Genomic DNA, 13,247 nt, shown 5'->3' with positions numbered 1-13,247 from the left:
TGGCGCGCGCGCGCACGGCGGGCATCCCCACGCACGTGGTCAATCGTCGTGACTTCCCGACGCGTGATCAATTCGACCACGCGCTCATGCAACGGATCGAAGCGTACCAGCCGCAACTGGTGGTGCTTGCCGGTTTCATGCGCATCCTGGGTAAGGCCTTCATCGATCACTACACCGGCCGGCTCATCAACATTCACCCTTCTCTGTTACCGGCGTTTCCCGGCCTGAATACCCACACGCGCGCGCTGCAAAGCGGCGCCTCATTTCATGGCGCCAGTGTGCACTTCGTGACGCATGAGGTGGACGGAGGCCCCGTGATCATTCAGGCCGCCGTGCCGGTGCTGCCGGACGACGCGCCTGATGCCCTTGCTGAACGTGTGCTTATGGAAGAACACCGGATTTACCCCATGGCCATCGGCTGGATCCTCGCAGGCCGCCTGTCCATCGAAAGCGGGAGGGTGCTGCTGGATGGGCAACAGCGCCCGGAACAGGGCCTGCAACACCGTGCCGCCGACCATAGGCCTGAGGCCAGCTAAATCTATAATGATACGAATGCCTCGGCCCGGGGAATAAATACCGGTCCGGTTTCGTCTTTTCGGTACAGTCACCGACACCGGCAACCACATTTCCAGGTCCAATGATGGATGTTTTCAATTTCCTAGGACGTACCCGCGAAGACAAGGCAAGGCTCGAGCAGCATCGCCTGCGGCTTTACCGCATTGCCTATGCCTGGACGCACAACGCCGCGCTCGCGGACGACCTGGTACAGGAGACGCTCGCCAAGGCGCTGCGCAAATCCAGCCAGTTGCGCGACCCGAATGCCGGCGATGCGTGGTTGTACAGCATTCTCGCCAACTGTTACCGCGATCATTTCCGCCGCAGCCGCGCCACGGAAGAGATTGACGAAAATACCATAACCCATGAATCCACCCCGGAGAAGGAGAGCAGCGATCAACAAGTGGTCCTCAAGGTCAGGGAGGCCATCGCCAGACTGTCGGAGGGTCAGCGTCAGGTTGTGACCCTGGTAGACATTCAAGGCCTGAGCTATTTGGAAGTGGCCCAGATCCTGAATGTGCCGATCGGTACGGTCATGAGCCGCCTGTGCCGGGCGCGTCACGCCCTCAAGGACCTGCTGGGAGATTTTGCTCCCAGGACAGCTGCTGACGAATCAAAAATCCGGAGAATCAAATGAGCAACGAAGAACAGAAGTTTTCTGACGAATTCATCAACGCCTTCGTCGACGATCAATTGACGCCGGAGGAAAAGGCGCAGGTCTATGCGCGCCTGTCCAGCAACGAGGCACTGAGCCGGCAGATCTGCGAACTGCGCAAGACTCGCGACCTGGTACAGCTCGCCTTCAAGGAACCGCCCATGCCCACCCGCGGCATGGCGACACTTTCCGCCGGAAGAAAAATCGGTCTCGGCGTGGCCGCCGGATTGATGCTCATCATCGGCGGTATCACCGGCTGGTTCCTGCATCAGCCCTCGGGAAACCAGATTGCTTCCGTTGCCCAGCTGGCGCCCGGCGAGGACGTGCCGGCCAAGGTGCTGTTCCACGTGAGCGACGGCCATGCCGACCATCTCAAGAACGTGCTGGATGACGTCGAGGAGCTGATGCAACATTACCGTCTCTCGCATCAGTCGGCGCGCGTGGAAGTGATCACCAACGGCGAGGGCCTGAGTCTGTTGCTCGCCGGTATCTCGCCCTACGCCGAGCGCATTCAGAAAATGCAAAAGGAATATCACGATCTGACGTTCGTCGCTTGCCAAAACACGATCGACCGCTATCAGCAAGAGCTGGGGTTCACGGCGAAGCTGCTGCCCGGCGTCGTCGTGATTGACTCCGGTGTCGCGCAGATTATGCGTCGGCAGCACCAGGGCTGGGCTTATATCCAGGGTTAACTCGATTCAACCACCAACACGCGGGAGAACTTGATCATGAAAAAACTCATTGCACTATCGGTTATGGCATTACTCAGCCTGGGCCTCGGCGCCGGCGCGGCCTACGCTGAAGACTACGGCAAGCAGAAAGTCGTTTACCACGTCAACGTCGATGACGAGAAACAGCTCAAGGCTACGCTGGGCAACATCCAGAACCACATCAACGCCGTGGGCAAGGAAAATATCGACCTGCGGGTGGTGATGCACGGTCCGGGCGTGCAACTTCTCCAGATCGCGAACAAGAACCCCGACTTCCAGGACAAGATCAGCAACCTGAAGCGTCAGGGCGTGCACTTCAATGTGTGCAACAACACGCTGGTCGGCAAGAAGATCGATTATAAAACCGACCTCTACGATGTTTCCAAAGAGGACATCGTCCCAAGCGGCGTAGCCGAGCTCGCTGCCCTGCAATCGAAAGGTTTCTCGTATGTAAAACCCTGAGACAGCGCACTGTCTCTCTCCTCCAGCCCGCGCTCCTCGCGGGCTTTTTTTGTCCAGATGACTCGAAGCGATCTCAAGCCCGACTGAACCGGAAGGATAAGCTGGAATCGCGAGACCGCCGGACTGTTTTTTGAGATCGCTTCTCGTTATCCTAGGGGCGAAGGGTGCCGCCGGCCGCCCGGAGTCCTTTCACCCGCATGCAAGACCTGCTTGAAGCCCTGCCCTCGAACGAGGCGATCCGCGATTTCCTGAATTCGCCGTCCACTTGGTGGCAGATAGGTATATTTCTTGCCGGCTTGCTGCTCGCCAAACTGATCGGCGACCGACTGCTGCCGCGCCTGCAAAGCGTCACCAAGGCCGGCGGCATCGAGGGTGTAAGCCGCACCGCGGTGCGTTCCGGCGCCATGGCCCTCGTTCCCCTGCTGCTGTGGTTGTGGCTGCTGGCCTTTTCCGCCATCCTGCGCAATCACGGCTGGGCCACCGGCCTGCTGCGACCGGCGATGATTCTCGCCGGCGCGCTCGCCGTGATCCGCATGGGCGTGTTCGTGCTGCGTCACAGTCTCAGTCCAGGCGGACCGTTGAAGGCTTGGGAAGGCGTGCTGACTGTCACGATCTGGACCCTGGTTGCGCTGCACATTCTCGGCTGGTTCCCCTGGGTCGAAGAACTGCTCGACGACTACGCACTTAATTTCGGCAAGCTGCGGATTTCGCTGCTCAACGTGGTGAGTTTCGTCCTGTCCATCGCCGTCATGCTGCTGGTCGCCTTGTGGCTGGCGAATGCCATTCGCAACCGCGTGGCGAGCAGCCGGGTACTGGACGACAGCATGAAGGTCGCGCTGTCGAAGCTGGTCAAGTTCGTGCTGCTGACGCTCGCCGTGCTCGCCGCCATGATGGCGGCGGACATCGACATCACGGCGTTCGCGGTGTTCGGCGGTGCCCTCGGCGTGGGCCTGGGCTTGGGCCTGCAACGTGTGGTCAGCAATTTTGTCAGCGGCTTTATTCTCGTTTTCGAAGGTTCCATACGTCCGGGTGATGTCATCAGTTTCGGCAACACTTTCGGTACGGTCAGGGCACTGCATACGCGCCACATCGTAATTCACACGCGTGATGGCATGGACATTCTCGTGCCCAATGAAAACCTCATGACCTCCGAAATCACCAACTGGTCCTATGAAGGCGACCGCAAGATCCGCCTGCGGCTGCCGGTACAGACCGGTTATAACGACGATCCGGAACAAATCGTCGCGCGGCTCGAACGCATCGCGCTTGAACACAACCGTGTGCTGAAGGATCCCGCGCCCGCGGCCATACTGACCGGTTTCGGGGACAATGGCGTGAATCTGGAATTGCTTGTGTGGACCCAAGATCCCGAACGCGGCGCCGACGTGCGCTCCGATCTGTTCCAGCATATCTGGAAAGATTTCAAAACCGCGGGTATTACCCTGCCCTTTCCGCAGCGCGATCTCTATATCAAGGAATTTCCAGGCTCGGCAATTTCCCCTGCTGACGCCAGATCAGGTAGTCGCGCAAAATCCGCGCGTGGTCGAAAGCTAGCGGCGAAGGCAAGCCCTCCGGACTGAATATCGCCACACCCGCGGCATCGTCCTGCGCCCGCGGCTCGCCCGCCGCTTCAGCGACATACACCGCCGAGGCGGTATGACCGCGCGGATCGCGTGTCGGATCGGAGTAACAACCCAACAATAGCTTGAGCGTCACGCGCAACGCTGTTTCCTCTTCGGCTTCGCGCACGGCGGCATGTTCGAGCGATTCACCGACGTCGACAAACCCCCCGGGCAGGGCCCAGCCATGCGGCGGATTCTTGCGTCGGATGAGCACGATCGGCACATCCGGGCGATCCTTGAGTTCAATAATGATGTCCGTGGTGAGCGCTGGCGTCTTCGGTGCGGGCATATTCTCTCGAAATAGGAGGCTTTTGTCGGGTTCCACACGACCACACGCGGTCAAGGGCTGTTTCTGGTATACTTATATAGTACATTATTAAATTAAACGGAGTTTCGCGAATGCTTGAAGGACTGATCACTTTCCCATGGTGGGGATACATCATCGTTGCACTTATCTTTACTCACATCACTATTGTCGCTGTCACCCTCTATCTGCATCGTTACCAGGCCCATCGGGCGCTGGAGATTCATCCCGTCATTAGCCACTTCTTCCGCTTCTGGTTGTGGCTGACCACCGGCATGGTCACGAAAGAATGGGCTGCCGTGCATCGCAAGCATCACGCCAAGGTGGAAACACCGGACGATCCGCACAGTCCCCGACAGTTCGGCATCCGCACGGTAATGTGGCAGGGTGCGGAACTCTATCGCAAAGAGTCGAAAAACCTCGAAACGATGAAGAAGTACGGTCACGGCACGCCGGATGACTGGCTGGAGCGCAACCTGTACACGCGCCATAGCGGGAAAGGTCTGGTCTTGATGTTCGTGATCGACGTGGCGCTGTTCGGCCCGATCGGCATCACCATCTGGGCGATACAGATGATCTGGATTCCGATCTTTGCGGCCGGCATCATCAACGGTGTCGGCCATTACTGGGGCTACCGCAATTACGAGGTCAGCGACGCCAGCACCAACATCGTCCCCTGGGGCATCCTGATCGGCGGCGAGGAGCTGCACAACAATCATCACACCTTCGGGAGTTCCGCCAAGTTTTCGTCCAAGTGGTGGGAATTCGATATCGGCTGGTTGTATATCCAGACCATGAAGGCGCTGGGGCTGGCGCGCGTTAAAAAAATTCCGCCGGAACTCACCTGCGATTCCGCCAAACAGCACATCGATGTCGACACGGTGAAGGCCGTGATCACGGCACGCTTTCTGGTCATGTCGCAGTTTGCACGCGAAGTCATGCAGCATGTGCATCGTGAGGAACTGAAGAAGGCAGACCGCACTGATCGCGAATCCTGGGCACTGCTCAAGCGCGCGCGGCGGCTCATGGTGCGCGAGGCGGGATTGCTCGATGAAACCTCGCACAAGTGGCTGGACAAAATCCTGGAGCAGAATGGTACCCTGAAGACCGTGTACACCATGAAACAGAAACTGCAGGCCGTCTGGCAGCGCTCCGCCACCACGCAAGAGAATCTGCGGCAGGCATTGCAGGAATGGTGCCGCGAGGCCGAGGCGACCGGGATCAAGGCATTGCAGGATTTTTCGCAAAAAGTCCGGACTTATACGCTCGCCCGTGTCGCGACCTGATTCATCGCTGTTTTCTATTCTGTTGATAAACAAAAAACCCGCCACTGGCGGGTTTTTTGTTTTCAAAACAGGGTTTGCTTCAGGCTGGTTTGGCCAGGCGCTTGTGGAGCGGGCTGTGGCGAGGAAAATGCGCTAGGAGAAAATGCATCTGGTCCGCGAGAATCTTCTTGCCCTGGAGATATATATATTCGGCGTGAGTCGGCATGAACGGTACCGCGAGCAGTTCCAGCCCCGCCTGCTCTGGTGTGCGCCCCGCCTTGTGGTTGTTGCAGCGTTTGCAGGCGGTCACGACATTGTTCCAGGTATCCGTGCCGCCGATGCTCAAGGGTTTGATGTGGTCGCGCGACAGGCCCCGGGATGAGAACTGCCCGCCGCAATACATGCACAGATGCGCATCGCGGGCGAACAGCGTCTGGTTGTTGAGCGGCGGAACGTAATGCGCCCGCGCCTTCAGGACGGCGTGGCTGTCCCCGTGGGTCGCGATGATGGAGTTGATTTCGATGACGGAACGGCGGCCGGTGATGGCATTGTGCCCGCCGTGGATATGGTACAGCGACACGCCGCAAGTGTAGGCCACCTGCCCGAGATGATAGACCCGCACGGCCTCTTTGAAATCAATCCATTCAAGCGGCATCCCCGATGCGTCGGTCCTCAACACTTGCTGATTTAGTGCATACACAACGGATCTTCCCTAATTCAAAAAACCGTTACGGGCGATATTTATCTCAGAAAAATGGAGGCTTGTACATAGTAAAACCTCCGCGGCAGCAGCCTGAACAGTGCTTTCCGCCATATATTGAGAATAGCGCAAACAATAAAGCCCGGCGAGCCGGGCTTTATATTTATCGATGATTCTCAAAATCGAGAGTCACACCTACTTGATCTTGGCTTCCTTGTACGCAACATGCTTGCGGACCACCGGGTCGTATTTCCTGAACTCGAGCTTGTCCGGGGTGGTGCGCTTGTTCTTGGTCGTGGTGTAGAAATGCCCGGTCCCGGCGCTGGAGACGAGCTTGATCTTTTCACGTGCTGATTTGGCCATGGTGCGGTTCCTCTCTATACCTTGTCGCCGCGGGCACGCATCTCGGCCAATACGGCGTCTATGCCCTTCTTGTCGATGGTGCGCAGGCCCTGGCTCGACAGGCGCAGCGACACCCAGCGTTTCTCGCTCTCCACCCACAGGCGGCGATTCTGCAAATTGGGCAGGAAGCGGCGGCGGGTTCTGTTGTTCGCATGGGACACGTTATTGCCCGTCCGTACGCGCTTGCCCGTCACCTGACATACTCTCGACATCGGAAATCTCCCTAAACAGATGGCCCGGGGGCCTTCAAAGGATGGCTTTTATATCACATTTTCGCCGGGAACCAAAACTGGGCGGTTCCTCGCACCGAACCGGATCTTGATTAGCCGCCGCGGCTAAATCAGCCCCCGCTCGCTGAAGGACACCATTTCGCCGTCCCCTACTACCAGATGATCCAGCAATCGAATATCCACCAGCGTCAGCGCCTCCCGCAGGCGGGTGGTCAAGAGTTCATCCGCCCGGCTGGGTTCGGCCACCCCCGAAGGGTGGTTATGCACCAGGATGACGGCGCCGGCGTTATGCTTGAGCGCGCGCTTGATGATCTCCCGCGGATATACCGCTGTGCCATTCAGGGTGCCCTGGAACAGTTCCTCGAAAGCCAGTACCCGGTGGCGGTTGTCGAGGAACAGCACGCAGAACACCTCGTTTTTGCGATCCCGCAGCTGTGCCTGGAGGAAATCCATCGTGTCGCGGGTGGAACCCAGCGTCACCTCGCGTTTGAGCTTTTCCGCGAGAAAGCGGCGCCCCATTTCCAGGCTGGCCTGCAGCTGGACGTATTTGGCCTCGCCCACGCCCGATGCCTGACACAGTTCCTCCATGTTCGCCGCCAGCAGTTCCCGCAGACCGCCGAAGCGGGCGAGCAGGTCGCGCGCCAGGTCCACGGCGGTTTTGCCGGGTACACCGCTGCGGATGAAAATCGCCAGCAACTCGGCGTCCGAGAGGGTCGCCGGGCCGCGCTGCAACAGCTTTTCACGCGGCCGTTCGTGCTCCGGCCATTCGCTGATCGCCATGGGACTATTCCTTACAATTTGTTCCCTGCTCAACAGGCAAGTACACTTTAACATATGGGCAGTCTGATAAATAAACGCGTCCTGCTGGGCGTCACCGGCGGCATCGCGGCGTACAAAAGCGCCGATCTGGTGCGGCGTCTGCGCGATACCGGCGCCGAGGTACGCGTGATCATGACCCGGTCGGCGACCGAGTTCATCACCCCCTTAACGCTTCAGGCGGTGAGTGGTCACCCGGTGCATCAGCAGTTGCTCGATACCGGCCCCGGCCTAAAGCATGCTGGGGCAGGCGCCGAAGCGGCGGGCATGGGCCACATCGAACTCGCGCGCTGGGCCGACGCCGTGCTGGTGGCGCCGGCGAGCGCCAATTTCCTGGCGCGGCTGGCACAGGGGCGCGCCGACGATCTGCTGAGCGCGGTATGTCTCGCGACCGAGGCTCCGGTTGCGGTGGCCCCCGCGATGAACCAGCAGATGTGGAACAACACCGCCACCCAATCGAACCTGGCGACGATCAAAAAAAACGCTATCCGGATTTTCGGTCCGGGGGAAGGATCGCAGGCCTGCGGCGAAGTCGGCCCCGGCCGCATGCTGGAACCCGTCGAACTGGTGACACTTGCCTCGGAACTCTTCGCCACCGGCGAACTCGACGGCCTGACCGTCCTCGTCACCGCGGGACCGACCTGGGAGGCCATCGATCCGGTGCGCGGCCTGACCAACCGCAGCTCGGGCAAAATGGGGTATGCCGTGGCGCAGGCCGCGGCGGAGTCGGGCGCCAGGGTGATTCTGGTATCCGGCCCCACGTCGCTCCCGGACCCCGAACGCGTGCGCTCGCTGCACGTGGAAAGCGCGCAGGAAATGTATGACGCGGTACACCAGCACGCCGCGAAGGCGGACATCTTCATCGGTGTCGCTGCCGTTGCCGACTACCGCCCGGCGCGGGCTGCGGAGCGGAAAATCAAGAAAACCGAAATAAAGCTGACGCTGGAACTGGAACGCAACCCCGATATTCTCGCCAGCGTGGCGGCGCTCCGGCCCGCGCCGTTTATGGTCGGCTTCGCCGCCGAGACGGAAAATCTCGAACAAAACGCGCGCGCCAAGCTGGAAAGCAAAAAACTTGACCTTGTCGCCGCCAACCGCGTCGGCGCGGACATCGGGTTTGCGGCGGACGAAAATAGCCTGCTGCTGGTCGGGCGCGAGGACATCACCGAACTTCCCACCCAGTCGAAAACCAAGCTCGCCCGCGCCCTCATTCACCATATCGCCGCCAGGTATCATGCCAAGAACGACACCAAGGTACACCGCTTACAGAGACCATGAAATAATGCAAAAAGTGGAAGTCAAAATCCTCGACAAACGCATCGGCGCCGAATTCCCGCTGCCGCACTACGCCACGCACGGTTCCGCGGGGATGGACCTGTACGCCTGCCTCGACGAACATCTGCACATCGCGCCCGGCGAGACGCATCTTGTGCCTTCGGGAATCGCCATTCATATTAGCGACAACGATCTCGCCGCGGTGCTGCTGCCGCGCTCCGGCCTCGGGCACAAACACGGCATTGTACTCGGCAACCTCGTGGGTCTCATCGACTCGGATTACCAGGGCCAGATTTTCATTTCGGTGTGGAATCGCAGTCGCGAGCCGTTCACCGTCGAACCCGGCGATCGCATTGCCCAGATGGTGTTCGTTCCGGTGGTGCAGACCGAGTTTCAGGTCGTGGAAGATTTCGAGGAAAGCCGGCGCGGCGCGGGCGGATTCGGTCACTCCGGGCGAAAATAGCCTCCTGTCTCATCGCGTGTCCGAAATATCTCGCCACGGGTCGGAAGAGGCGGTCTTATACTGGCCAGCCGCGCCAGACTCTCCTATCTTTATAATTAAGGAATATGTCTTTTAACGGACGGAAACCCGCCACGCCAAAAGATCTGCCACCCACATGGCCAAGTCGCTGACACGCGTTCATTTTCAGGTCATCCTGATCCTGCTCCTGTGTTTTGCCGCGGCCGGTTACGCCGGCTACCTGGCGATGCGCGACATGCAGCTATCCTCCTATCAAGAAAGGGCGTCTCTCACCGCGCGCACGGCGTCCAATCGCATCACCAAACTACTCACGCAACAGCGCCAGAGTCTGGAAAAGTTCGCGGGGCAGCCGGGCATGCTGAGCGTGTTGCAGCGCGGCAACCCGGCGGAACGGCAACGAAAAGAAGATGAAATAAAATCCATGCTGCCGGGCGCCGTGGCGGTCCGGCTGTTGCCGCGGAACAGCGCCGGAAAGACGCCCTCCACTGAAACGCTGGATCCCGCCTGTGTCGACTTTATCCGGCGCGTCTCCATGGCCAATACGCCCGCCGCGCCGGAATTTCATTCGATCGGCACACCCTCCGAGCACTACGATATGGCCGTGGCGATCCGGGATGAGAACCAGAAGCCGGCCGGCTATCTCCTCGCGAGCTTCGCGCGTGCGCCGCTGCAGTCCGCCATCGAACTGACATTGCCGCCGGGCGGGTACATGGAACTGCAACAGCCGGTCGCGGGAAATCCTTCGCAAACGGTGCTGGCTGTCGGCGAGGCCGCATCCGCCAATACCGCCGCCGTCACCAGCGCCCTGGGCGACAGTCGCTGGACGCTGACGTTCCAGTCCGGCGAAGTCCCTTCCGCGATTCTCTCCGGAAACAGGATACTCTATTTTGCTTTCATCGCGCTCATCCTGCTCGTGATCGTCGTCGTGCTGTTCCGACTTTACCGCCAGACCTCCGGGGCCGTGCGCCACGACATCCGTTCGCTGATCCGCATGTTCCGCGACCTGCGCGAGGGCAGCGTGCGCGTGGACTATCCGATGGCGCTGCATGAGTTCGCGGAAATCTTCGATTACCTCCGCGATCGCGGACAGAAGCTGGTCGCGGAAAAAGAAAAGATGAAAGGCATGGGCCTGATGGATCATCTCTCGCAGCTCGGCAATCGCCGGCACTTCGAGGTACGGCTCAAGGAATTGTTCGAGTCATCCAAGGCCAACGGCCCCTCGTCCGTGCTGATGATCGACATGGATTATTTTAAGAAGGTCAATGACGTCCATGGCCACGACGCGGGCGATGCGCTCATCGTCGGATTCGCCAACGCCCTGAGAAAAGTCGTCCGACAAAACGACGTGCTGGCCCGTCTGGGCGGAGATGAATTCTGCATCATCTACACGTACGCCTCGCTTGAAAATGCCAAAAGATTCGTCGAACGACTGCGCAGGCAACTGCCGCGCGAGATACCGTTGACCAAGGGCGTTGTACATCAACTTCGCTGGACCGGCGGCCTGAGCACGATGTACGACAAGGACACCAAACCGGACGACGTGCTGTGGCGCGCCGACCAGGCACTGCTGCAGGCCAAGGAAGCCGGCCGCAATATCACCAAAGTCTACGACCCGACCACCGGCGCCCCCGAAAAGAAACGCGTCATCGTCAGCTAAGGAAGCTCTTATTAAGTCTGTTCGTGGTGAGCCTGTCGAACCATGAACGGACGAATCGCCTGTCGTTTACGATCTTTCCCGTTCACCCTTCGACATGCTCAGGGCGAACGGGTCGAACCGTGACCGCGGCGTCTCGCCTGTGCCGCCGGGATAAGTTAAACTGGCGCTCGATAAATCCCATCTGACATCAGACCACCATGCCGAAATCCGACACCGCTACCAGCGCGGCGACCGCCCCGCTTCCACCCGAAATCTTCAAGGCCTACGACATCCGCGGCATCGTCGGCAAGACACTCACGCCGGAAATTGTCGAGCGCATCGGCCAGGCCCTGGGCAGCGAGGCGCTGGCGAGCAAACAGAAGCGCTTCGTCATCGGGCGTGACGGGCGCCTGTCCGGGCCGGAACTGTCGGCGGCACTGGCACGCGGCATCGCGCGCGCCGGCTGCGACGTGGTGGATATCGGCATGGCGCCGACCCCGGTGGTGTATTTTGCCATCCAGCATCTGGGCGCCGGTTCGGGCGTGGCCGTCACCGGCAGCCATAATCCACCCGATTACAACGGACTCAAGATGGTCATCGGCGGTGTTACCCTTTCGGGCGATCTGATCCAGAAACTGCGCACGCGCATTCTTGAAAACGAACTGGTCACGGGACAAGGAAGCATTACATCCGCGGACGTGCGCAACGCCTACCTCGACCGCGTGGCAAGCGATGTCAAACTCGCCCGCCCAATGCGCGTGGCCGTGGACTGCGGCAACGGCGTGGCCGGCGAACTCGCGCCGCAACTGCTCAAGCGACTCGGGTGCCAGGTTACCGAACTCTTCTGCAAAATCGACGGCACTTTCCCCAATCATCACCCCGATCCGAGCAAGCCGGAAAATCTCGAGGACCTCATCGCTGAAATCAAAAAGGGCGGCTACGACGTGGGTCTGGCCTTCGATGGCGACGGCGACCGGCTCGGCGTGATCGCACCCGACGGCCACGTGATCTGGGCCGACCGGCAGATGATCCTGTACGCGCGCGACGTGCTGTCGCGCCATCCCGGCGGCGAGATCATCTACGACGTCAAATGCTCGCGTACGCTCGACGCCGAGATCCGCAAGGCCGGCGGCAAGCCGACGATGTGGAAAACCGGGCACTCGTTCATCAAGGCCAAGCTCAGGGAATCCGGCGCGCTGCTGGCGGGCGAGATGAGCGGACACATTTTTTTCAAGGAACGTTGGTACGGCTTCGACGATGGCCTCTATACCGCCGCGCGGCTGCTCGAACTACTGTCACGCGACCCGCGTCCGACGCAGGAGATTTTTGCGTCCCTGCCGAACACGTTGAACACGCCGGAATTGAACCTCAAGTTTGCCGAAGGCGAGCATTTCACCGTCATCAAGGAATTGGTCCAGCGCGCCCGTTTTCCGGATGCCAAGCTCACCACCATCGACGGCCTGCGCGCGGATTTTTCCGACGGCTTCGGGCTGGTGCGCGCCTCCAACACCACGCCGGTGCTGGTGCTTCGCTTCGAGGCGGACAACCAGGCGGCGCTGGAACGTATTCAGAACCGTTTCCGGGAACTCATCCTTTCCGTCCGGCCCGGCACGGCATTGCCCTTCTAAACCATGACTTTCCGGTTCCATAGACTGCTCCTTCTATCTTGGTGCCTAGTGATATCCGGATGTTTCAACGATCGCGAAGGTGAACTCGTGGGGCACTGGATTGCTTGCGGCAAGTCCGAAGCAGTAAAATGGGTTTCTGCCGACAAAGCCTTCTCTGATCGCTTTGACATCGTTCATGAGTCTCGATACCAAGTCTCCTTTGCCAACCAGCGTGTCGTTTCATCGACAGGTCTTGAGCTTAAGAACTGCACTATTTACGACCGAAACAATTGGACCTGTAAAGACACGGACGGCAGTCTCTTCACAACTAAAGACGGTCGAGGACCTTTAATAAGTTGCGGTAAAGCATCGGGGCTTTGTTTTCTTCAGGTAACCCTTATCAATCGGGTCACTATCGTGTTTCGCGGGGTTAAGGAGGCGGAGCGTCTTTGTAGCCAACATTCAGAAGGATTCGAGACGTTTCGAAAATTCTAATTCTGACTTCACACCCAACATGTGCGTCGAGC

Annotated in this window: 15 protein-coding genes; 10 read left to right on the top strand and 5 right to left on the bottom strand. The window is 59.5% G+C overall.

All coding sequences use genetic code 11. From position 1 onward, the window contains the following. The 5 genes from purN to WB402_RS14685 all read left to right on the top strand — a co-directional run. On the top strand, positions 1–536 hold a 536-nt coding region (gene purN / locus WB402_RS14705), incomplete at its 5' end, for a phosphoribosylglycinamide formyltransferase (RefSeq protein WP_424209152.1). A gap of 101 nt (positions 537–637) precedes the next feature. Beyond that, entirely contained in the window at positions 638–1,192 is a 555-nt protein-coding gene (locus WB402_RS14700; RefSeq protein ID WP_424209150.1) for an RNA polymerase sigma factor, read from the top strand. Further along, positions 1,189–1,902, top strand: coding sequence for a hypothetical protein (locus tag WB402_RS14695; RefSeq protein ID WP_424209148.1), 714 nt, complete (start codon positions 1,189–1,191; stop codon positions 1,900–1,902). The genes WB402_RS14700 and WB402_RS14695 overlap by 4 nt, the downstream gene beginning before the upstream one ends. Before the next feature lie 36 nt (positions 1,903–1,938). Next, positions 1,939–2,382 carry a DsrE family protein gene (locus tag WB402_RS14690; RefSeq protein ID WP_424209146.1) on the top strand — a complete coding sequence of 148 codons (444 nt, stop codon included), beginning with the start codon at positions 1,939–1,941 and terminating at the stop codon, positions 2,380–2,382. A gap of 197 nt (positions 2,383–2,579) precedes the next feature. After that, complete coding sequence (locus tag WB402_RS14685) at positions 2,580–3,962, top strand: mechanosensitive ion channel family protein (RefSeq protein WP_424209144.1); 1,383 nt, start codon at positions 2,580–2,582, stop codon at positions 3,960–3,962. On the opposite strand, the gene WB402_RS14680 is transcribed toward WB402_RS14685, so the two are convergent. Beyond that, a complete protein-coding gene (locus WB402_RS14680; protein WP_424209142.1) occupies positions 3,853–4,293 on the bottom strand; it encodes an NUDIX domain-containing protein in 441 nt (146 codons plus the stop codon). The two genes, WB402_RS14685 and WB402_RS14680, sit on opposite strands and share 110 nt — an antisense overlap. Positions 4,294–4,403: 110 nt before the next feature. Between WB402_RS14680 and WB402_RS14675 the strand changes: the two genes are divergently transcribed. Further along, positions 4,404–5,594: a DesA family fatty acid desaturase gene (locus WB402_RS14675; protein WP_424209140.1), complete on the top strand. Its 1,191-nt coding sequence runs from the start codon at positions 4,404–4,406 to the stop codon at positions 5,592–5,594. Between the two features lie 79 nt (positions 5,595–5,673). On the opposite strand, the gene WB402_RS14670 is transcribed toward WB402_RS14675, so the two are convergent. The 4 genes from WB402_RS14670 to radC form a co-directional block, all read right to left on the bottom strand. Then, a complete protein-coding gene (locus tag WB402_RS14670; protein WP_424209139.1) occupies positions 5,674–6,228 on the bottom strand; it encodes an HNH endonuclease in 555 nt (184 codons plus the stop codon). Positions 6,229–6,468: 240 nt separating this feature from the next. Beyond that, a complete protein-coding gene (gene rpmG, locus WB402_RS14665) occupies positions 6,469–6,636 on the bottom strand; it encodes a 50S ribosomal protein L33 (protein WP_424209137.1) in 168 nt (55 codons plus the stop codon). A gap of 14 nt (positions 6,637–6,650) precedes the next feature. Next, positions 6,651–6,887: a 50S ribosomal protein L28 gene (gene rpmB, locus WB402_RS14660; protein ID WP_424209135.1), complete on the bottom strand. Its 237-nt coding sequence runs from the start codon at positions 6,885–6,887 to the stop codon at positions 6,651–6,653. 123 nt (positions 6,888–7,010) lie between these two features. Continuing rightward, positions 7,011–7,685 (bottom strand): RadC family protein, encoded by a 675-nt coding sequence (gene radC, locus WB402_RS14655; RefSeq protein WP_424209133.1) that lies wholly within the window; start codon positions 7,683–7,685, stop codon positions 7,011–7,013. 54 nt (positions 7,686–7,739) lie between these two features. On the opposite strand from radC, the gene coaBC reads away from it, so the two are divergent. The 4 genes from coaBC to WB402_RS14635 all read left to right on the top strand — a co-directional run bounded on the left by coaBC (position 7,740) and on the right by WB402_RS14635 (position 12,741). After that, positions 7,740–8,999, top strand: a complete 1,260-nt coding sequence (coaBC, locus tag WB402_RS14650; protein WP_424209131.1) for a bifunctional phosphopantothenoylcysteine decarboxylase/phosphopantothenate--cysteine ligase CoaBC — start codon at positions 7,740–7,742, stop codon at positions 8,997–8,999. A 1-nt stretch (position 9,000) separates the two neighbouring features. Next, on the top strand, positions 9,001–9,459 hold the full coding sequence (gene dut, locus WB402_RS14645; protein WP_424209154.1) for a dUTP diphosphatase: 459 nt from the start codon (positions 9,001–9,003) through the stop codon (positions 9,457–9,459). 154 nt (positions 9,460–9,613) lie between these two features. After that, on the top strand, positions 9,614–11,134 hold the full coding sequence (locus WB402_RS14640; RefSeq protein WP_424209129.1) for a diguanylate cyclase domain-containing protein: 1,521 nt from the start codon (positions 9,614–9,616) through the stop codon (positions 11,132–11,134). Between the two features lie 197 nt (positions 11,135–11,331). Then, complete coding sequence (locus WB402_RS14635) at positions 11,332–12,741, top strand: phosphomannomutase/phosphoglucomutase (RefSeq protein WP_424209127.1); 1,410 nt, start codon at positions 11,332–11,334, stop codon at positions 12,739–12,741. Positions 12,742–13,247 lie beyond the last annotated feature (506 nt).

Source organism: Sulfuricaulis sp. (assembly GCF_049587675.1).
GTDB lineage: Bacteria > Pseudomonadota > Gammaproteobacteria > Acidiferrobacterales > Sulfurifustaceae > Sulfuricaulis.
This window is presented reverse-complemented; position numbering and strand designations above follow the sequence as displayed.

Coding starts and splice junctions, on each gene's coding strand:
- WB402_RS14695 (WP_424209148.1), top strand. CDS start 1,189: ATGAGCAACGAAGAACAGAAGTTTTCTGACGAATTCATCAACGCCTTC.
- coaBC (WP_424209131.1), top strand. CDS start 7,740: ATGGGCAGTCTGATAAATAAACGCGTCCTGCTGGGCGTCACCGGCGGC.
- WB402_RS14675 (WP_424209140.1), top strand. CDS start 4,404: ATGCTTGAAGGACTGATCACTTTCCCATGGTGGGGATACATCATCGTT.
- WB402_RS14680 (WP_424209142.1), bottom strand. CDS start 4,293: ATGCCCGCACCGAAGACGCCAGCGCTCACCACGGACATCATTATTGAA.
- WB402_RS14700 (WP_424209150.1), top strand. CDS start 638: ATGATGGATGTTTTCAATTTCCTAGGACGTACCCGCGAAGACAAGGCA.
- rpmG (WP_424209137.1), bottom strand. CDS start 6,636: ATGGCCAAATCAGCACGTGAAAAGATCAAGCTCGTCTCCAGCGCCGGG.
- WB402_RS14685 (WP_424209144.1), top strand. CDS start 2,580: ATGCAAGACCTGCTTGAAGCCCTGCCCTCGAACGAGGCGATCCGCGAT.
- rpmB (WP_424209135.1), bottom strand. CDS start 6,887: ATGTCGAGAGTATGTCAGGTGACGGGCAAGCGCGTACGGACGGGCAAT.
- radC (WP_424209133.1), bottom strand. CDS start 7,685: ATGGCGATCAGCGAATGGCCGGAGCACGAACGGCCGCGTGAAAAGCTG.
- WB402_RS14640 (WP_424209129.1), top strand. CDS start 9,614: ATGGCCAAGTCGCTGACACGCGTTCATTTTCAGGTCATCCTGATCCTG.
- WB402_RS14670 (WP_424209139.1), bottom strand. CDS start 6,228: ATGCCGCTTGAATGGATTGATTTCAAAGAGGCCGTGCGGGTCTATCAT.
- WB402_RS14690 (WP_424209146.1), top strand. CDS start 1,939: ATGAAAAAACTCATTGCACTATCGGTTATGGCATTACTCAGCCTGGGC.
- WB402_RS14635 (WP_424209127.1), top strand. CDS start 11,332: ATGCCGAAATCCGACACCGCTACCAGCGCGGCGACCGCCCCGCTTCCA.